The sequence below is a fragment of the Mediterraneibacter sp. 210702-DFI.5.30 genome, from assembly GCF_020560115.1.
Lineage (GTDB): Bacteria > Bacillota > Clostridia > Lachnospirales > Lachnospiraceae > Mediterraneibacter > Mediterraneibacter faecis.
Genome location: NZ_JAJCME010000014.1, coordinates 13,243 through 33,646 on the forward strand (window position 1 = coordinate 13,243; position 20,404 = coordinate 33,646).

The window sequence follows — 20,404 nt, forward strand, 5'->3', positions numbered from 1 at the left end:
TCATTATAGCACAGCACTTTACATCCGTCTAGCGCATTTCCTACGAAAAATCAAACAAGGAAAGCTGATTACTCTGTGGAAGATTCCCAAATAATCCCAGTTCTGCCATCAGATCGATCACTGTCTTACTTACTTTTGTTCTCTGACGGAAATCATCCAGTGAGAGATATGGACCGTCTTTTGAAGCTTCTTCCACAGCTTCCGCCGCCTTATCTCCCATTCCTTCAATGCTGGCAAGAGACGGCATCAGTTTTCCGTCAATGATCTGAAACATCTTCGCCTTCGCCCGGTAAATATCAATCGGCATAAACTCCAGTCCTCGCGCGTACATTTCCTGGACAATCTTCATATCCTTCATGACATCCTGTTCTTTTTTCGTCAGGGTATCACTTCGTTTTTTATAATCTTTCATGTAATAATTCAGTTTATCCTTGCCCTGACACATGATTGCATAAGAAAATGCATCCGCACGGATTCCAAAATATGCACCATAATAAGCAAGCGGATAATTGATCTTACAGTAAGCGATACGATAAGCCATCATAACATAGGCTGCCGCATGAGCCTTTGGGAACATGTAGCTGATCTTCTTACAGGACCATATATACCAGTCCGGTACATCCTGGGCTTTCATCGCTTCTTCCCACTCCGGTTTTAATCCTTTTCCTTTACGCACACTCTCCATGATTGTAAAGGCCAGTGCACTTTCCACTCCTTTGTTGATCAGATAGATCATGATATCGTCACGGGTACAGATTGCCGTAGAAATGGTTGCTTTTCCGGATTTTACAAGTTCCTGTGCATTTCCGAGCCACACGTTCGTTCCATGTGACAGACCGGAAATTCGGATCAGATCTGATAACGTCTGAGGTTTTGTATCCTGCACCATCTGAATAACGAAATCCGTACCGAACTCCGGGATTCCAAGACATCCAAGCTTACAGCCGTCGATATCTTCCGGTTTGATTCCGAGAATTTCTGTACCATGGAATAGTTCGATTACTTTCTTGTCATCCAGCGGAATCTCCGTTGCAACGAAAGGATGCTCCTCATTATATTCATTTTCCATTGCATCGGAGGTAATATAGTCTTCCAATGTACGAATCATCGTAGGATCATCATGTCCGAGAATATCAAGTTTCAAAAGGTTATGGTCAATGGAATGGTAATCAAAATGTGTCGTTGTAATGCCACATTCCATATCGTTGGCCGGATGCTGCACCGGTGTAAACTCATTGATGCTGTGTCCGTGCGGAAGTACTACGATTCCTCCCGGATGCTGTCCGGTACTTCGCCGGATTCCGGTACATCCTTCTGTAATTCGTTCAATCTCACAACCACGCTTTCTCTGACCACGTTCTTCATAATAGTTTTTCACAAATCCATATGCTGTCTTATCTGCCAGCGTACCGATCGTTCCGGCTTTGAATGTATGACCCTCGCCAAAGAGAACCTCTGTATATTTATGAGCTTTCGCCTGGTAGTCTCCCGAGAAGTTCAGGTCAATATCCGGCTCTTTATCTCCCTTGAAACCAAGGAATGTTTCAAACGGAATATCAAACCCGGCCTTGACCAGTTTTTCTCCGCACACAGGACAATTTCTATCCGGCATGTCGTAACCACAGCCTCCGGCAAATGCCCGAACCTCTTCAGACTCAAAATCACTGTAATGACATTTTTCGCAGTAATAGTGAGGACTTAGTGGATTAACCTCTGTGATTCCGGACATTGTCGCAACAAAAGACGAACCTACTGATCCACGGGAACCAACAAGATACCCATCCGCATTGGACTTCCATACCAGTTTCTGCGCAATGATATACATAACGGCATAGCCGTTGGAAATAATAGAGTTCAGCTCTTTCTCAAGTCTGGAAGACACCTGTACCGGAAGATCTTCTCCATACATTTCATGTGCTTTACGATAACAGATATCTCGAAGCTCCTGATCAGAATCCGCGATTACCGGAGGACACTTATTTGGGTTTACCGGTGAGATTTTCTCTACCATACGTGCGATCTTCTGTGGATTTTCTATAACAACTTCTCTTGCCTTCGCAGAACCAAGATATGCGAACTCTTCCAACATTTCATCTGTTGTGCGAAGGAACAGCGGTGCCTGATTATCTGCGTCTTTGAATCCTTTTCCTGCCATGATGATCCGGCGATAAACTTCATCCTCCGGATCAAGGAAATGAACGTCACAGGTTGCTACAACCGGCTTACCGAATTTCTCTCCAAGTTCAACAATCTCCCGGTTTACGTTACGCAGATCTTCCTCTGTATTGATATTCGGCGTTTTCTCATCTTCGAGCATAAACATATCATTTCCAATTGGCTGGATTTCATAATAATCATAGAAATCTGCCAGTCTCGCAATCTGCTGTGCAGACTGTTTTTCAAGAACCGCACGGTATAATTCTCCTGCCTCACAGGCACTTCCGATGATGATTCCTTCTCTGTGTTCATTAATCAGACTTTTCGGAATTCTCGGTCTTCTTGCATAATATGTCATATGAGATGCCGTGATCAGCTGATACAGATTATATCTTCCAATATCATTCTGTGCGATCAAAATAATGTGATGTGTCGGCATCTTACGGATTGCATTAACATTACGATCCCCAAACTTGTTCATTTCTTTTAAGTTCATGATGTGCTGATCTTTGAGCATTTCAACAAATTTTACAAAAATTTCTGCTGTTGCCCCTGCATCATCAACCGCGCGATGATGATTTTCTAATGAAATTCCAAGTGCTTTTGCAACCAGATTCAATTTATATTTCGAAAGGGTCGGAAGCAGCACACGTGCAAGAGCCACTGTATCAACAGATGTGAACTCCCGTTCCAGACCAAGCACACGACAATTCTGTTCGATAAACCCAACATCAAATCCTGCATTATGCGCAACCAATGCGCCCTCACCAATAAATTCGAGAAACTGTGGCAGCACAACCTCGATTGTCGGAGCATCCAGCACCATCTCATCTGTAATACTTGTCAGGTTTGTGATTTCGAAAGGAATCGGGCGTTCCGGATTTACAAAGGTACTGAACTTGTCTACAATCTGCCCATTCTCAACCTTCACAGCTCCAATCTCAATAATTCTGTCACGGATAGAACTGAATCCTGTTGTCTCGATATCAAAAACAATATAGGTATCATCCAATGTCTGATCTTTTGCATTAACTGCAATCTCAGTTAAGTCATCGACCACATAGCCTTCCACACCATATAGAACTTTAAACGGATCATCTTTATCCAATGTCTCTATATAGTGATTTGCAACCGGAAACGCCTGGGCTACACCATGATCTGTAATTGCAATCGCCGGGTGTCCCCAGTCATGTGCTCTGCGGACGATATCTGTTACTTCAGAAACTCCATCCATATCGCTCATCTTTGTATGGCAATGAAGTTCTACACGTTTCGTTGGATTGAGATCTTGCCTTGAGACCGTAAAGTCTCCAATCTTCTTGATTCCGGTAATTGAACCAATTGTCAGCTCACCGTCGAATTTATCAATTGTCGTCACGCCTTTGATTTTAACGAAAGCACCTTTCTTCAAATCTCCGAGAATCTCCGGTAACTGATCATTTCTGGCAAACATCTTGATCGTGATTGTATCCGTAAAATCAGTCACAGCAAAGATAATGATCGTCTTCTCATTTCTGATCTCTCGTGTATCAAAATTGATAATCTTACCATGAATTGTGATCTCACCCATCTCAGAAACAACCTGTTCCAATTTGATTGGCTCATCTTCAAAATTCTTTCCGTAGATCAGGTTCGGATCGTCTCCGATCTTCACCGGACGCACATAATCCTTCTTGCGGAATTCCTTCTTTTTGAACTCTTTCTTTCCGCCCGAAACGGATGCATTTCCTGAAGAAGATTTCCCTGAAGTCTCTGCTTTCTTTTCTCCGGAAGACGAGCTTCCTGATTCGGATGACTTCTTCTTTGCCTCCACAGCAGACTTTCGCTCCTCATATTCGCCTCTCTGTTTCGCGCGCCGTTCAAAGATTGCATTAATTTCCTGCTGAATCCTCTGCTCGTCATATTCTCTGCTTCCCTGACCCTCGTTTTCTTTATATGTAACCCGGATATCAACATTCATATGAAAACGATTCCTGAATACATCGTCCAGCAGATTCATGATTTCTTCTTTTCTTCCTTCGGAAACAATCGTATCAAGAAGCTCCAGACGGACGACATTTCCCTCTTCATAGTTCACTTCTGCCTGTGAAAACATGTTTGCAGCAAGGACACTGATTTCTTTCAGTTCAAGAATCAAACTCTCCTTGTACTCTTCCATCACCGCTTCCGGTGTATAAAGCTCAGACAGCTCATACTCTTCAAGAATCTGAAGTTTTACAGAAGATGTTCCAAAGAGCTGCTCTTTGATCCGCTGCTCCATCTGCCATATTTTCTTCTTTGGGATCAGATGATGACTCTTTAAATGTACATGCAGAAAATCACGACCGGAATTAGTCGTGATTTTCTTAACTTCCACATCAGCAAAGAGGACTTTAAATTCCTCTTCTACTTTCAATGTGGGAAATACATGAAAAAATGTTTTTTCATTCTTTATTTGTTCCAATTCAATAACTCCTGTCTTAAAGTATCAAGAAGTTCTTCTTCCTTTACCTTCTTGATGATCTCACCCTTCTTGATCAAAAGTCCTTCCCCAATACCTCCTGCAATTCCGATATCGGCTTCTTTTGCCTCTCCAGGTCCGTTTACAACACATCCCATAACTGCAACTTTAATATCAAGCGGAATGTCTGCTACCATCTCTTCTACCTGGTTTGCAAGCTTGATCAGATCAATTCTTGTTCTTCCACAAGTCGGACAGGATACAACTTCAATACCTCCCTTGCGAAGTCCAAGTGTCTTAAGAATCAGTTTTGCTGTACGGATCTCTTCTACCGGATCTCCTGTCAGGGAAACACGGATTGTATTACCGATTCCCTCATGGAGAATGATTCCAAGTCCTACAGAAGATTTCACATTTCCTGAATATACAGTTCCAGACTCTGTAATTCCAACATGAAGCGGATATGGGCATTCCTTAGCGATCAGCTCATGCGCCTTCACACACATCAGAACATCAGAAGATTTAATGCTGACAACAAGGTTGTCATATCCCATAGACTCGATCAGATGAACTTTATCCAACGCACTCTCCACGATCCCTTCTGCAGTAACACCACCATATTTCTCAAGCAGATGTTTCTCAAGAGAACCACTGTTTACGCCGACACGGATTGGAACATTGTACTCTTTCGCTTTGTCTACTACTGCCTGTACCCGTTCTTTTGCACCGATATTCCCCGGATTGATACGAATCTTATCAGCTCCATTCTCAATTGCTGCGATTGCCATCTTATAATCAAAATGAATGTCTGCAACAAGCGGAATATGAATCTGTTTTTTAATCTCTTTGATTGCTTTTGCAGCCTCCATTGTCGGAACTGTACAGCGGATGATCTCACATCCTGCTTTTTCCAGACGCAGGATCTGCTCCACTGTGGCTTCTACATCTTCTGTCCTTGTATTTGTCATAGACTGGATTGCTATCGGATGGTCTCCCCCAATCACAACATCCCCAATTCTTACTTCTTTCGTCTGATTTCTGTACATGATCTGTACCCCCTGTTTCCACTGCTCTGCAAGTTCTTTCTGTGTCATCTGCTGAGGCAGAATCACCGTTTACTTTCCACTTTTTTCAAATGTCTTCTGACTTCCATATTCTGAATCAGTCAGTGTCAGTACGTTCTGTTCCACGCTGTATTCGTAAGCTCCTTCCATCACATCCGCAATATCCTGAAGCTCCTGTTTGGAACAGTCTTTTGTTTTTTCAGCCTGTTTTGCTATCTTTTCTTCGTTCACATGAATTGCAAAACGCTTATGTTCCATATCAATTGTATAATCAACAGGAACGCTGACTGTACTCTCGTCCAAAGTCTGCACAATATCCATTGTTCCGTTATTCTTGATCGTCAACTTCATTCCATCATCTGTGTTCTCCCAATTTCCTGTCAGAGGATTGGAAGTAAAAAGCTTCACAGCGAAAAAAACAACGATCAGAATAATCAGAACTGAAGTAACCGTCATAACTGTTCTCCAGGCTATATTTCTCTTTTCTTCATTATCTTTCAGTAACATAAGAATCACTTCCTTTGCATATTTATCTTATCCAAAAATACCGCCAATAATTCCATAAGAAATGACTGACATAATAAATGCTGCGAGGCAGACACCAACAACAACTGCCGGAAAAGCTTTTCTAAAGCGGATTCCAAGCAGAGCTGCGATCAGTGATCCTGTCCACGCTCCTGTTCCAGGAAGAGGAATTCCAACAAAAAGTACAAGACCCCAGAATTCATATTTCTCTATCTTGTCACTTTTACTCATTGCCTTCTTCTCCAGCTTCTCCACCATCGGCTTCAAACGCTTCGTTCCTTTCATCCAGTCAAAGATCTTTGTAATCAGTAAAAGGATGAATGGAATTGGAACAAGATTTCCAATCACACAGATAGGTACTGCTTTTGCAAGTTCCACATTCAAAAATGCCGGTCCTGCTGCAAGCAGTCCTCCACGCAATTCCAGAATCGGAACCATTGAGATCAGGAAGAGAATAAATTCCTTACCGACCTTTCCGCCCAGTGTCACCATAAACCAGTTGATCAAAGCTTCACTCATTCAGTTATTTCTCCTTTATATATGTTCTCAAAAAATCAAAAAGCCTCTCCATCTCTTCTCTTGTACCAATTGTAATTCTCAGATACTGATCGATTCGTGGTGCATTCCAATGTCTGACAAAGATATTATTCTCTTTCAAAGCCTGGAAAAGTTCATTCGCATCAACCTCTGGATGTCTTGCGAAAATAAAATTCGCCTTTGCATCCGGGAAAACAAAACCAAGTTTCCTGAGCTCTTCTTTTGCCCATTCTCTTGTTTCAACTATTTTACGAACTCCTTCTTCAAAATATGCCTTGTCTTCAACCGCTTCCACACCACAGGCAAGAGCTGTCTGATTCATCGTATAAGAGTTAAAAGAATATTTCACATCATTCAGGCAGCGGATCAGATCTGGATTCGAGATTGCATATCCGATTCGCATACCAGCCATACTTCTTGCCTTTGAGAAAGTCTGTGTCACAATAAGATTATCATATTTATCGATCAGTTCCATCGCAGATCTTCCCGCAAAATCAATATACGCCTCATCTACGATCACGATAGAATTCCTGTTCTGCTTTAAGATATCTTCTACAAATTCAAGATCTTCATAAATTGCTGTCGGCGCATTTGGATTCGGGAAAATAATTCCGCCGTTTTCAGCATAATAATCCTCTTTCACAATCTTAAAGTTTTCATCAAGTTCTGGACAGTGATAAGGAATCCGATATAATTCTGCCCAGACTTTATAAAACGAATATGTAATATCCGGGAAGAGAATTGGGAGATCTGAATTAAAAAATGTAAGGAAACACATCGAAATCACATCATCAGATCCAACTCCTACAAAGACCTGGTCTTTCCCTACACCATAATAATCTGCGAGACTTCCAACGAGTTCGTCCGCAGTTGGATCTGGATACAGGCGAAAACGGTCTGTGTCCATCTCTTTCAGAACACGTTCCACTCCCGGTGCCGGTGGATATGGATTCTCATTTGTATTCAGTTTCACAACCTTATGCTGTGGCTGCTCGCCCGGTACATATGGTTCTACGCTACGTATATTTCTCAAAAGTTCTTCTCTTACAGCCATGGTACTACCTCTATCTATACTCTCTCGCAAGCTCCGCAAATTTGGGAAGTGCATTTACAATTGTTTCATATGCTACACAATACGCCATTCTGACATATCCGGGACATCCAAAAGAGCTTCCCGGAACGATCAGAATATTGTATTTCTTCGCGGTATTACAAAATTCTTTTTCATCTGCAACCGGTGATTTTACAAAGAGATAAAATGCTCCTTCCGGTTTGATGCACTCAAATCCAAGTTCTTTCAATCCATTATAAAGAGTCTCTCTGTTTCTGTCATAATATGAAATATCTGTCTTCTCATTCAGACATGCCTTCACCACTTTCTGCTGCAGTGTCGGTGCATTGACAAATCCAAGAATTCTCGTTGCAACGTTAGCTGCGGCGTTCAGTTTCTCACTGTCTGCCACTTCATCCGGAATTACAAGATAACCGATACGTTCTCCCGGAAGAGAAAGTGATTTACTGAAAGAATATCCTACAACTGTATTTGCATAATACTTTGTGAGATATGGAACTTCCACTCCGTCATAAGCAAGTTCTCTGTATGGTTCATCTGAAATCAGATAAATCTCTGTTCCAAATTCTTTCTGTTTCTTCTCAAGAATCGCTGCCAGCTTCTGGATCGTCTCTTCGGAATAAACAACACCTGTCGGATTATTCGGCGTATTAACGATGACTGCTTTTGTCTTTGGCGACAGCTTTTTCTCAAACTCATCAAGCTTTGGCTGGAATGTCTCTGTATCCGGAGATATCTCAACGATCACACCGTCATAATTATCCGTATAGCTTCTGTATTCTCCAAAATAAGGAGCAAACACAACAACTTCATCACCTGGATTCAGCAGTGATTTCAAAATCACATTAAGACCTCCTGCTGCTCCGACTGTCATCGTAATATTGCGGGAAGCAAAGTTTGTTCCAAAGCGTTCATTTAAGGAATCAGCAACTGCCTGTCTCACATCCTCATAACCTGCATTGCTGTTCGTATAACCGTGAAGCACGATTGGATCCTCTTCGGAAAGGATCTCGATCATTGCTTTCTTTACCGCTTCCGGTGCCGGAACATTCGGATTTCCCAAACTGAAGTCAAATACATTCTCTGCTCCGTATTTTGCTGCAAGACGGTTGCCCTCTTCAAACATCGCACGGATTGCAGAACTGTTCGCTACCATGTTTTCCATTTTTTTTGAAATCATTGCTGTCCTCCTATTCTTGTCACAAACCCTTTCTCTTCCAAAAAAGCCGGACGATAAGATAATTTTGCCTTACGGAGTCCTTCTTCCCCGGCATCATCTTCTCTGTTCACATAAGTGTAATCCATACATTCATGTTCAACAAACTGCTGATTAATCATAGGGTATGCTCCCTGTACATCTGCAAATGCTTTCTCAATATGAACAACAAATGTATCCTTGCACAGTTCTTCCCCTACTGTAAAAGCAACAATTTTTTCGCCATTTCTCAACACTCCGCCTTTAAAGCCGAGTTCTTTGTATAAACGGAGGGAATTCAACGAAACGCACATCTCTGCGTTCTTCTCAGGATCATCATTGCATCCATTCGAATTTCTCCACTTCAGAGCCATCTGAAAGCACGCTTCTACATTCTCATCACTGAGTGATTCGTAAGACCAGTCCGGATAAAGCTGCTTAAACTTATTAATATGGTTTCGCTTTCCGTGAAGCTTCTTTCCTGCAAGTGTTGCAAGCTTCTCCGTCTCATAGATGTAATCTGCCTGATCTCTGTCATATTCAATCCGGAATTGTCCCGGATACCACTCTTCCATCTGTGAAAAATTCTCCGGTGTCACACAGTAAAGACCGAATTCACAGTCTTCATCCTCGCAGATCTTCATCAATTCTTCCAATGCAGCTTTGACTGCTTCCGGCTTTCCTACAGGATAAGCATAAGTATGTCCGTCTCCTTCATCACGAAATACAAGTGCATCATGAAGGATTGCATATTTCACTTTATACTGTCTGGACCAGAGATATACATTCGCAAATGTTCTCTCACAGCTTCTGCTTGGAGCCTGTGCAAAATAATAGTCAATCAGTTCTTTGTCTTCCAGTTCCGGTCGTTTGAATTCCGGTATCATTCTTGTACTACTCCTCCATCTTTGCAAGCTTCGCTGTCTGATCCGCTGCAATCAGGCTGTCGATCACTTCATCCAGATCACCATTCAGAATGCTATCCAGTTTATGAAGTGTCAGCTTGATTCTGTGATCTGTTACTCTTCCCTGTGGGAAGTTATATGTTCTGATCTTTTCAGAACGGTCTCCTGTACCGATCTGGCTTCTTCTCTCTGCTGCCTCAGAAGCCTGTTTCTTCTCAAGCTCCAGGTCATACAGTTTGGAACGAAGCAGTCGAAATGCCTTCTCTTTATTCTGCAGCTGTGATTTCTCTGTCTGGCTGTAGATCACGATTCCGGTCGGGTAATGAGTCAGTCGTACAGCAGAGTCCGTTGTATTGACACACTGTCCACCGTTTCCTGATGCACGCATTACATCGATACGGATATCCTTCTCATCGATTACAACATCAACTTCTTCTGCCTCAGGCATTACGGCTACAGTAATTGTTGAAGTATGAATTCTTCCGCCACTTTCTGTCTCCGGCACACGCTGTACACGATGTACTCCACTTTCGTACTTCATACGGGAATATGCTCCCTGTCCTGTGATCATGAATACACACTCTTTAAATCCGCCGATTCCATTCTCATTCAGAGAGATCATCTCTGTCTTCCATCTGCGGCTGTCTGCATAATGCACATACATACGATAAACTTCTGCCGCAAAAAGTGCAGCCTCATCTCCACCTGCACCGGCACGGATCTCAACGATAACGTTCTTATCATCATTCGGATCCTTCGGAAGAAGAAGAATCTTAAGTTCCTGCTCCAATTCTTCAATTCTGGCTTTAGATTCATTCAACTCTTCTTTTGCAAGCTCACGCATCTCTTCATCTGATTCTTCTTCCAGGATCATCAGACTCTCTTCTACATTCTGCTTACAGTTCTTATATTCCTGATAAGCTTCAACGATTGGTGCAAGATCACTCTGCTCTTTCATCAGCTTACGGAAACGTTCCGGATCATTCGCCACATCCGGCTCCTGAAGTTCACCCATTACTTCCTGGTAACGAATTACCAAATCCTCTAATCTGTCAAACATAGTTCTATATCCTCTTCTATTTTTTATCTTCTTTATCTTTTTAATAGTACACGCCACAGACGATGCGGTCAAGTCCTGCCAGGTCCTTTTTTACGAACACCTTGTCATATCCTGCTTTTTTCATAAGATCAGAAACTTCTTTGCCCTGGTCATATCCAATCTCGAAAGCAAGTATTCCTCCTGTTTTCAGGAATTGTTTTGCATCAGTAACAATCTTCCGGTAGAAATACAATCCGTCTTCTTTCCCATCCAATGCACTGAATGGATCGTGAAGTTTCACTTCGTCTTGAAGCTTCTCAATTTCTGCTGTTCTGATATAAGGTGGGTTTGATAAGATCATATCATAGGTTTCACTGACATTTTCAAAAAGATCACTCAAAATCCAGTTCACTTTTCCATTCTCATCCTTTTTCGTGCTTCTCAAATGTTTTTCATTTTTCTGTGCTACCATAAGAGCCTGCTCCGAAAAGTCAACACCTGTTCCTTCTATAACTATACCCTTTTGTTCTGCATAATGCATTACGCTCAGAAGAATACATCCTGACCCGGTACACATATCCAACAGTTGCAAACAACCTTTTGATCTGAATATCTCTTGTTTCATCATCTCCAGTGCCTCTTCCACAAGCACCTCTGTATCTTGTCTTGGAATCAGCACATGTTCATTCACCAGAAATTCAAGCCCCATAAATTCCTGACTTCCTGTAATATGCTGCAATGGAATATGGTTTCTTCTTTTTTCAAGATATTCTTTATACTTTTTCCATGGATCCGGATCCATGCTCTGATCCGGATCCATATAATAGCGAGCTTTCGTAATCCCTGTCACAAATTCCAACAGATACCACGCATCCAGATCTGCCTCTGTAATTCCTGCTTTCGCAAGAATTTCTTTTCCTTCTTTATATGCATTTTTCAAACTTATTGAATCGCTGCAATCTGTTTTATACACTGTCCTCTTGTCTGATTCTGTTCTCATTGCTTCAGGTTCTCCTCCTGCCATGTCTTCCAGTCAAACACTGCTTCCACTGCTTTGATCCCAACCTCGATCATACTGTCATCCGGTTCCTTTGTTGTCAGATTCTGAACCCAGAGTCCCGGTTTACTAAGTACATTGATTACCGGATGATCGCTGTTTCCTGCCAGACGGATCAATTCATAAGAGATTCCTGCAATCAACGGAAGCAGGGCGATCCGAAGAAGTACTCTCACAATCTGGGACTTTGCCGTAATAAAAAAGCAGACAATAATGCTTACGATCATGACAAAGAAAAGAAAGCTCGTTCCACATCTCTTATGTTGTTTGGAACTCTTCCGTACATTTTCTACATTTAATTCCAATCCATGTTCGATGCAATTAATACATTTATGCTCTGCCCCGTGATACATAAATGTTCTCTTAATATCCTTTGTTCTGGAAATCAGAACAATATAGATCAGGAAAATAGCAACGCGGATCACACCTTCTAAAACAGTCATCACAAGATGTGAAGAGGTATGCTTTTCTATAATACTACTCAGATAATACGGAAGAACCATAAAAATACCAACCGCAATTAAGACAGAAACCACAACTGTCAGATTCATGATCAGTTTTTCCTTCTTCTCCTGCTTTCTTGCCTCATCTTCTGTAAGAATTTCTTCTTCCTCGTCTTCAAAAAAACTTGCAGAATAAGTCAATGTCTTCATTCCCAGCACAAGAGAATCCACAAAATTAAAAATCCCCCGAATGAAAGGAATCTTTTGCGGTGCCTTCCATGGGAGAACTCCTTTGTATTCCTGAATATCAACTTCAATCTCTCCATCTGGTTTCCGGACGGCAACGGAATATGTTTCCCGATTCTTCATCATAATGCCTTCCAGCACTGCCTGGCCGCCTATATTCGATGATTTCATATATTTCTCCTAAACACAAAGAGGACTGAGATTTCCACCTCAGCCCTCATCACTTCGTATTTCTTATTTAATACCGTATTTCTTATTGAACTTATCAACACGGCCACGAGCCTGTGTTGCTTTCTGCTGACCTGTGTAGAATGGATGACACTTGGAGCAGATTTCTACGTGGATGTTCTCCTTTGTAGATCCTGTAACAAATGTGTTTCCACAGTTGCATGTTACAGTTGCCTGATAATAATTAGGATGGATACCTTCGCGCATGATTTTCACCTCTCTATTTTTAAATTACTTATTATTTTCTCTAAACAGCTTTCTAATTGTATCACACATTTTTTAATAATGCAACACCTTTTTAGATAAATTTCTGACGGATGATCTGCTGAACAAGCTCTTCGTTTGTTTTTGTACGGGAAAACATATTCAAAAGATTGTCCACTGCCTCTTCTGATTTCATGCCGTTCATTGCTTTTCTCATAATATAAACTGCATCCTGTTCTTCCTTTGTAAGAAGAAGATCTTCTCTTCTTGTTCCTGATTTTGGAATATCAATTGCCGGGAACACTCTTTTCTCCTGAAGCTTTCTGTCAAGCATCAGTTCCATGTTACCTGTCCCCTTAAATTCTTCATAAACAACATCATCCATCTTGCTTCCTGTATCAACCAGTGCTGTTGCAAGAATCGTAAGGCTTCCACCTTCTCTCATATTTCTTGCTGCTCCGAAGAAACGCTTTGGACTGTAAAGTGCTGCCGGATCAAGGCCGCCGGAAAGTGTTCTTCCTGATGGTGGAACGATCAGGTTATATGCTCTTGAAAGTCTTGTGATGCTGTCAAGAAGAATCATAACGTCTTTTCCATGCTCTACCAGACGTTTTGCTCTTGAGATAACCATTTCTGATACTCGTTTGTGATGCTCTGGAAGTTCATCAAATGTAGAATGAATCACCTCTACATTCGGACCTTCAATTGCCTCACGAATATCAGTTACCTCTTCCGGACGTTCATCGATCAACAGAATCAGAAGATGCATATTCGGTTCTGTCTTCTGTACAGATAATGCAACTTCTTTTAATAATGTAGTTTTTCCTGCTTTCGGTGGAGATACGATCATACCTCTCTGTCCCTTTCCAATAGGGGAAACAAGATCAACAATACGCATTGCTGTTGTACAGCCCGGATTCTCCAGACGGATTCTCTGATTCGGGAAAATCGGAGTCAGGTCTTCAAAGTTCTTTCTCTTCATTGCCTCTGCCGGGCGCAGTCCATTGATCGTAGACACATAAAGAAGTGCACTGAACTTTTCTCCCTGCGTCTTAACTCTTGTATTTCCTGTCAGGATATCGCCTGTTTTAAGTCCGAATCTGCGAATCTGGGAAGGAGCAACATAGACATCTCCATCTCCCGGAAGATAATTGTCAGAACGAATGAATCCATATCCATCCTGAAGCACCTCAAGAATTCCGTTTGCTGTAAAACCACTGTCCAGCTGTTCAATATCTGTCTCTTCTTTTTTCTCTTCTTTTACTTCTTCTCTCGCTTCTTCTGCTGCCTCTTTCTGCTCTTCCTGCTCATCCAGCTCAAGCATTGCATCGATCAGATCGCCTTTCTTTAATGTAGAAACACCTCTCATCTTTCTTGCTTTTGCAAGTTCTTTCAATGTTGCCAGCGGCAATGATTCATATTTTTCTCGTGTCATATTCTTTTCCTTTCTTTTCAGGTAAATTTGTTCTGTCAATCCACTTCACATGTGCCCTTTTCACATACTGGATTATTCATTCATACTTCGGGAATACAAGTCTGATTCGACTTTAATGGAAATTTGCTTTAAATATGGTGTTATTATACAGTATATTTTTCTAAAAAGAAAGAACTTTTTGAACTTTTCTCTGTTTTCCTGTACTTGCGTGTTTCCTTTTTCAGTGGTATCATTAATTCAATCAAATCAGAGAGGTATAAAATCATGACAAACAATGAAAAAGCTTTAAAAATGCATGAAGAATGGAATGGTAAGATAGAGACAACTGCAAAGGCGCATGTCAACTCAAGAGAAGATCTTGCCATCGCTTATACTCCGGGTGTTGCTGAACCTTGTAAGGTGATTGCACAGGATCCTGAAGCCGCATATAAATACACTATGAAAGCCAATACAGTTGCTGTTGTATCTGACGGAAGCGCTGTTCTTGGTCTTGGAAACATCGGTGCACTTGCTGCTATGCCGGTTATGGAGGGAAAAGCGGTCCTGTTCAAGGAATTCGGTGGTGTCAATGCAGTTCCGATCTGTCTGGATACACAGGACACAGAAGAGATCATTAAATCTGTAGTCAACATCGCACCGGCTTTCGGCGGAATCAACCTGGAAGATATTTCAGCTCCACGCTGTTTTGAAATCGAAACACGCCTGAAAGAACTTCTGAACATTCCGGTTTTCCATGATGACCAGCACGGAACAGCTATCGTTGTCCTCGCCGGAATCATCAATGCCCTGAAAGTAACTGGAAAGAAAAAGGAAGATTGCCGTGTTGTAGTGAATGGAGCCGGATCTGCCGGAGTTGCTATCACAAAGCTGCTTCTCACTTATGGTTTCCCTCATATTACAATGTGTGACATCAACGGAATCATTTCCAAGAACTCACCGAACCTGAACTGGATGCAGCAGCAGATGACTGAAGTTACAAATCTGGAAGAACGCACAGGAACACTTGCCGATGCATTAAAAGGTGCTGACATTTTCGTTGGTGTTTCTGCTCCGAATATTGTTTCTAAAGAGATGGTTGCTTCCATGAATAAGGATGCGATTCTGTTCGCCATGGCAAACCCTGTACCGGAGATCATGCCTGACCTTGCAAAAGAAGCAGGTGCCAAAGTTGTCGGAACAGGACGTTCTGACTTCCCGAACCAGGTAAACAATGTTGTTGCATTCCCTGGTATTTTCAAAGGTGCATTAGAAGGACGTGCCACACAGATTACAGAAGAAATGAAACTTGCCGCTGCCAATGCAATCGCAGGTCTTGTTCCGGAAGAAGAATTGAATGAAAACAACATTCTTCCGGAAGCCTTTGATCCTCGTGTAGCAGACACAGTAAGCAAAGCAATTAAGGATTTAATCTAATATGTGGGGAGAGAAGCGCTACCACTCTCTTGACTATGCACTGAAATCCCAGTTTGGAGAGAAAGTATATCGCATTGCATTGAACGGCGGTATGACTTGTCCGAACCGTGATGGTAAGATCGGATATGGCGGCTGTATTTTCTGCAGTGGTATGGGTTCTGGAGATTTTGCCGGTTCTGCCTGCAAAACGATTACAGAACAGCTTGCAGAAGGGAAAGCCATTCTTGCCAGAAAGCGTCCGGTGCATGCTTATATCGCATATTTCCAGGCCTTTACGAGTACCTATGCCCCCATAGAATATTTGCGGAAAGTTTTTACAGAAGCAATTGAGGACCCCGATGTGAAAGTACTTGCAATCGCAACCCGCCCTGACTGTTTAGATTCTGATGTTCTGGAACTTTTAGATGAATTGAATCAGATCAAGCCCGTCTGGGTTGAACTTGGTCTTCAAACCATTCACCCAGAATCCGCCAGATACATTCGCAGAGGCTATCCTTTAGAGGTATTTGATACTGCTGTGCATGAACTGAAACGCCGGAATCTGACTGTTATCGTACATGTCATTTTATTTCTGCCCGGAGAGACTCACGAAATGATGCTTGAGACAATCGAATATTTGAATCATTCAAATATTGACGGAATCAAGTTGCAGCTTCTCCACATTTTGAAAGGAACTGATCTTGCAGTTGAATATCAGAAATGTCTTTCAGATCCTGCTTATACCGGTCCTGCTTTCCATATCCCGGATGCGGACGAATACATCCGTCTGCTCACTGAATGTATCCAGCATTTGCGTCCGGAAATCGTCATTCACCGACTGACCGGTGACGGACCGAAGGATCTCTTGATCGCACCTCTGTGGACAGGCGCAAAACGAACTGTTTTAAATCAGATTCACAAATATATGAAAGATCATGACTTGTACCAGGGAAAGGAGTATTATGGCTGAAACATTTACATTATATAAACTGATCGTGTTGTACATGTTGGATAGAGTCGATTTTCCGCTTACAACTTCCCAGATATCAGAATTCATTCTGGATAAAGGGTATACAACTTATTTTCGTCTTCAGTCTGCACTTGCAGAATTAACGGATTCCGGGCTTCTGAAAATTGAGCTGACACATAATCGTACGCTTTATAATCTCACAGAAGAAGGAGCTGCTACGATCAACTATTTCAGAAATAAAATTTCTCCTGAGATTCGTCAGGAAATTGATAATTTTATCAATGAGAAAAAATATGATCTGAAAGAAGAGGTTTCTGTTAAATCAGATTACTATCTGAATACAAACCATGAATATGAAGTAAAATGCCAGATTTTAGAAAATGGCTCCCACCTCATTGATATGACACTCACTGTGCCAACTCAGACTGAGGCAGAAGCCATTGTAAATAACTGGAATCGAAAGAATCAGGAGATTTACGCTTTACTGCTCTCGCAGCTTCTGTAAACGCTCCTTGATCTGTTTCTCATAACCAAGGTCGCCGGGTTCATAGAACCTGGCGTCTTTTATTTCATCCGGAAGATACTGCTGATCCACATAATGATCTGGATAATCATGTGCGTACTTATATCCTATTCCGTGTCCTAATTTCTGTGCACCTTTATAATGTGCATCCTGAAGGTGTGTCGGAACCGTTGTTTTATTGTTCCGTACTGCATCATTCGCTGCAAATATTGCATTAACGGCAGAATTACTCTTTGGCGCAGATGCCACATAAGTCACCGCCTGCGAAAGAATGATCTGAGATTCCGGCATTCCGATCCGCTCAACTGCCTGTGCAGCCGCAACCGCAACAGTAAGTGCCATCGGATCCGCATTTCCAACATCTTCCGATGCACAGATCATAATTCTTCTCGCTATAAACTTTACATCTTCTCCTGCATACAACATCTTTGCAAGATAAAAGACCGCTGCATCCGGATCTGAGCCGCGCATGCTCTTAATAAATGCAGAGATAATATCGTAATGGTTATCTCCTTTTTTGTCATAATTCACCACTCGTTTCTGGATGCATTCTGACGCAACATCCAGAGTAATATGAATTTGTCCATCTTCGCTTCTGTCCGTTGTCAGTACACCCAGTTCAATCGCATTCAGTGCGTTTCTTGCATCTCCACCTGACACATCTGCCAAAAATTCAAGTGCATCATCTTCTATCACTGCATGAAAGCTTCCAAGACCTTTCTCAGTATCATTCACTGCACGGAGAAGCAGTTCCTTAATATCTGTCTTCTCCAATGGACGCAATTCAAAAATACTTGATCTCGAAATCAAAGCTCCATTTACCTCAAAATAAGGATTCTCCGTTGTTGCGCCAATCAGGATCAACGTTCCATCTTCCACAAATGGAAGCAGATAATCCTGCTGCCCTTTATTAAAGCGATGAATCTCATCAATAAAAAGAATCGTCTTTTTTCCATACATTCCCTGCAGATCTTTTGCTTCTTTCACTACTTCTTCCATATCTTTCTTTCCGGCAACTGTCGCATTGATCTGTTTGAACTCTGCGCTGGTTGTATGTGCGATCACCTTTGCCAGTGTTGTCTTTCCTGTTCCCGGAGGTCCGTAAAAAATCAAAGAACTCAGCTTATCTGCCTTAATTGCCCTGTAAAGCAATTTATCTTTTCCTATAATATGCTTCTGTCCCACTACTTCATCCAGTGTCACCGGACGCATCCTGGATGCAAGCGGAGATTCCTTCTCTTTATTTGTCTCTCTCATATAATCAAATAAATCCATCTTTCTCTCCTGTTTTCAATCTTATATTCACATCTTCAATCCATAATCAGATGATCCACTGTCACAAACTCATAGCCTTTTCCCTGCAGCAGATCTACAATCCGTATAGCTGCCTGCACAGAAGAAGGATAACAATCATGTAATAAAATAACATCTCCCGGATTTATCTCTTCCACAACTGTTTTTACAACCGCCCCTGTATCTTCGGTCATCCAGTCCAGCGGATCCACCGTCCATCCGATATATATTCTGTTCAGATCTTGTTCGCTGTCCACCGGGAGTTCCCCGTAAGGCGCTCTTACGAACACCGGTTGTTTTCCCGTTATCTTTTCAATCACTGTATCTGTCTGTTCTAGTTCTTTCTTTGCTTCTCCCGTTTCCAGCTTTGACAGATTGCAATGCGTATAAGTATGATTTCCGATCAAATGACCTTCCTCATACATTCTTTTCACAATTTTTTCATTCTCGTCTTTTTCTACATTTTCGCCGATCAGGAAAAAGGTTGCCCGCACTTTACGTTCCTTCAATCCATCCAGTAGAATCGGGGTCGAGGATGCATTTGGCCCGTCATCAAATGTAAGCGCAACAACTGGTTTTACCTCATCTGATACATTCTGACTTCGCACTGAATCAGATGAAACGCTCATTGTTTTTCTCCCATCCATCTTTATCAGAAATGGGGACATACCCAAAAACACCAGAAGACAGAAAAACTGTACTACATAACCCCATCTTTTTCCAGACATCATGACAGCTTCCCGCCTTTGACATTCTTACTCTATTCTTATGTCCTGCACCTCGGCATCATTCCTTCTTTTTTCTATGCTTTTCTCTGTATTCCGTCGGACTTGTCTTCTTCACTTTCCGGAATGCCTTCGAAAAATAAAGATTATTCTCAAAACCAACAGAATATGCAATCGCCGAAACCGACAGCCCCGTCTCTTTCAACAGACGGCAAGCCTGCTGGATTCTGTATTCTGTCAGATATTCTTTTGGCGAACAATTCATATAGGTCTGAAAAGAGCGGAACAGATGACTTCTGCTGATTCCCACATAGTCTGCAATATCTTCCACCGTCACGGGATAAGAATAATTGGTTTCTATATAGTTTTCTGCCTTTTCTACATATAAAAGCTTTGCATCTCTTTCCTGATCTTCCCCTTCATGATAGTGCATAAAGACTGACAGAAGACTGTAAAGTGCTCCTGTCATAGCAACCGCTTCTTCATACCCATTGCCCTTTGCATTATAAATCTGTTCCAATCCATTCCGAATCTGGTCATCCGGCACATTTCCTCTTTTTAAAAAAGGACGTTCTTTCAAAAAACCTGTATTTCGAATGATCGATGCCGCATCCGTCCCCATGAATCCTGCCCAGGCATATTCCCATGGCTCCTGCTGATCGGCATAATACTTTACTTCCACGCCCGGATATAAGATAAAAGTATCTCCGGCTTCTAATTTCCATGTCTTTTCTCCAACTGTATAGTATCCTGCTCCTGACAAAATATGATGGATACAATAATGATCCCTGACTCCGGGTCCCCACTGATATCCTGCTTCACACATTTGATATCCCGTGTTATATACAGACAGCGAAGTCATCAGAATTTCTCCTGACTTATACGAATGTTTGTAAGTCTCTGCCATCTTCCGGCTCCTTTCCCGTATCCTGTGATCTATGATGTGAGTGCCAA

Annotated in this window: 18 protein-coding genes; 3 read left to right on the top strand and 15 right to left on the bottom strand. The window is 41.9% G+C overall.

The genetic code is table 11. The features are described 5' to 3' along the window. Positions 1 to 40: 40 nt before the first annotated feature. The 12 genes from LI126_RS12520 to rho form a co-directional block, all read right to left on the bottom strand. Positions 41 to 4,600, bottom strand: coding sequence for a PolC-type DNA polymerase III (locus LI126_RS12520; RefSeq protein ID WP_055144430.1), 4,560 nt, complete (start codon positions 4,598 to 4,600; stop codon positions 41 to 43). Then, the gene (gene ispG / locus LI126_RS12525) at positions 4,588 to 5,643 is read right to left on the bottom strand and encodes a flavodoxin-dependent (E)-4-hydroxy-3-methylbut-2-enyl-diphosphate synthase (RefSeq protein WP_055145277.1); all 1,056 of its coding nucleotides are present in this window, start codon (positions 5,641 to 5,643) and stop codon (positions 4,588 to 4,590) included. The genes LI126_RS12520 and ispG overlap by 13 nt, the downstream gene beginning before the upstream one ends. A gap of 69 nt (positions 5,644 to 5,712) precedes the next feature. After that, complete coding sequence (locus LI126_RS12530) at positions 5,713 to 6,168, bottom strand: hypothetical protein (RefSeq protein WP_055144435.1); 456 nt, start codon at positions 6,166 to 6,168, stop codon at positions 5,713 to 5,715. 27 nt (positions 6,169 to 6,195) lie between these two features. Beyond that, the gene (locus tag LI126_RS12535; RefSeq protein ID WP_015528947.1) at positions 6,196 to 6,705 is read right to left on the bottom strand and encodes a COG2426 family protein; all 510 of its coding nucleotides are present in this window, start codon (positions 6,703 to 6,705) and stop codon (positions 6,196 to 6,198) included. Positions 6,706 to 6,709: 4 nt separating this feature from the next. Then, positions 6,710 to 7,777 carry a histidinol-phosphate transaminase gene (gene hisC / locus LI126_RS12540; RefSeq protein ID WP_227156677.1) on the bottom strand — a complete coding sequence of 356 codons (1,068 nt, stop codon included), beginning with the start codon at positions 7,775 to 7,777 and terminating at the stop codon, positions 6,710 to 6,712. A 10-nt stretch (positions 7,778 to 7,787) separates the two neighbouring features. Then, positions 7,788 to 8,975 (bottom strand): pyridoxal phosphate-dependent aminotransferase, encoded by a 1,188-nt coding sequence (locus tag LI126_RS12545; protein WP_020436733.1) that lies wholly within the window; start codon positions 8,973 to 8,975, stop codon positions 7,788 to 7,790. Continuing rightward, positions 8,972 to 9,877: a DUF2156 domain-containing protein gene (locus LI126_RS12550; RefSeq protein ID WP_227165512.1), complete on the bottom strand. Its 906-nt coding sequence runs from the start codon at positions 9,875 to 9,877 to the stop codon at positions 8,972 to 8,974. Before LI126_RS12550 ends, LI126_RS12545 begins: the two co-directional genes overlap by 4 nt. A 7-nt stretch (positions 9,878 to 9,884) precedes the next feature. Next, positions 9,885 to 10,955, bottom strand: a complete 1,071-nt coding sequence (gene prfA / locus LI126_RS12555; protein ID WP_055156208.1) for a peptide chain release factor 1 — start codon at positions 10,953 to 10,955, stop codon at positions 9,885 to 9,887. A gap of 40 nt (positions 10,956 to 10,995) precedes the next feature. Beyond that, positions 10,996 to 11,934: a peptide chain release factor N(5)-glutamine methyltransferase gene (gene prmC, locus LI126_RS12560; protein ID WP_227165513.1), complete on the bottom strand. Its 939-nt coding sequence runs from the start codon at positions 11,932 to 11,934 to the stop codon at positions 10,996 to 10,998. After that, positions 11,931 to 12,851 (bottom strand): DUF1385 domain-containing protein, encoded by a 921-nt coding sequence (locus tag LI126_RS12565; protein ID WP_015528941.1) that lies wholly within the window; start codon positions 12,849 to 12,851, stop codon positions 11,931 to 11,933. Before LI126_RS12565 ends, prmC begins: the two co-directional genes overlap by 4 nt. Before the next feature lie 63 nt (positions 12,852 to 12,914). Continuing rightward, complete coding sequence (rpmE, locus tag LI126_RS12570) at positions 12,915 to 13,115, bottom strand: 50S ribosomal protein L31 (protein ID WP_005609529.1); 201 nt, start codon at positions 13,113 to 13,115, stop codon at positions 12,915 to 12,917. Positions 13,116 to 13,206: 91 nt separating this feature from the next. Continuing rightward, positions 13,207 to 14,547, bottom strand: coding sequence for a transcription termination factor Rho (gene rho / locus LI126_RS12575; protein ID WP_015528940.1), 1,341 nt, complete (start codon positions 14,545 to 14,547; stop codon positions 13,207 to 13,209). Between the two features lie 264 nt (positions 14,548 to 14,811). Here rho and LI126_RS12580 point away from each other — a divergent pair, with 264 nt between their 5' ends. The 3 genes from LI126_RS12580 to LI126_RS12590 are packed head-to-tail and all read left to right on the top strand — an operon-like array spanning position 14,812 to position 17,414. Next, entirely contained in the window at positions 14,812 to 15,960 is a 1,149-nt protein-coding gene (locus LI126_RS12580; RefSeq protein WP_015528939.1) for an NAD(P)-dependent malic enzyme, read from the top strand. 1 nt (position 15,961) lies between these two features. Beyond that, positions 15,962 to 16,909, top strand: a complete 948-nt coding sequence (locus LI126_RS12585) for a TIGR01212 family radical SAM protein (protein ID WP_020436728.1) — start codon at positions 15,962 to 15,964, stop codon at positions 16,907 to 16,909. Continuing rightward, positions 16,902 to 17,414 (top strand): DUF4364 family protein, encoded by a 513-nt coding sequence (locus LI126_RS12590; RefSeq protein ID WP_015528937.1) that lies wholly within the window; start codon positions 16,902 to 16,904, stop codon positions 17,412 to 17,414. Before LI126_RS12585 ends, LI126_RS12590 begins: the two co-directional genes overlap by 8 nt. On the opposite strand, the gene LI126_RS12595 is transcribed toward LI126_RS12590, so the two are convergent. From LI126_RS12595 to LI126_RS12605, 3 genes are all read right to left on the bottom strand, one after another. Further along, on the bottom strand, positions 17,391 to 18,707 hold the full coding sequence (locus tag LI126_RS12595) for a replication-associated recombination protein A (RefSeq protein ID WP_118113627.1): 1,317 nt from the start codon (positions 18,705 to 18,707) through the stop codon (positions 17,391 to 17,393). The two genes, LI126_RS12590 and LI126_RS12595, sit on opposite strands and share 24 nt — an antisense overlap. Positions 18,708 to 18,742: 35 nt before the next feature. Beyond that, on the bottom strand, positions 18,743 to 19,354 hold the full coding sequence (locus LI126_RS12600; protein ID WP_226865754.1) for a polysaccharide deacetylase family protein: 612 nt from the start codon (positions 19,352 to 19,354) through the stop codon (positions 18,743 to 18,745). Between the two features lie 157 nt (positions 19,355 to 19,511). After that, complete coding sequence (locus tag LI126_RS12605) at positions 19,512 to 20,357, bottom strand: AraC family transcriptional regulator (protein WP_227165514.1); 846 nt, start codon at positions 20,355 to 20,357, stop codon at positions 19,512 to 19,514. Between the last annotated feature and the right edge of the window lie 47 nt (positions 20,358 to 20,404).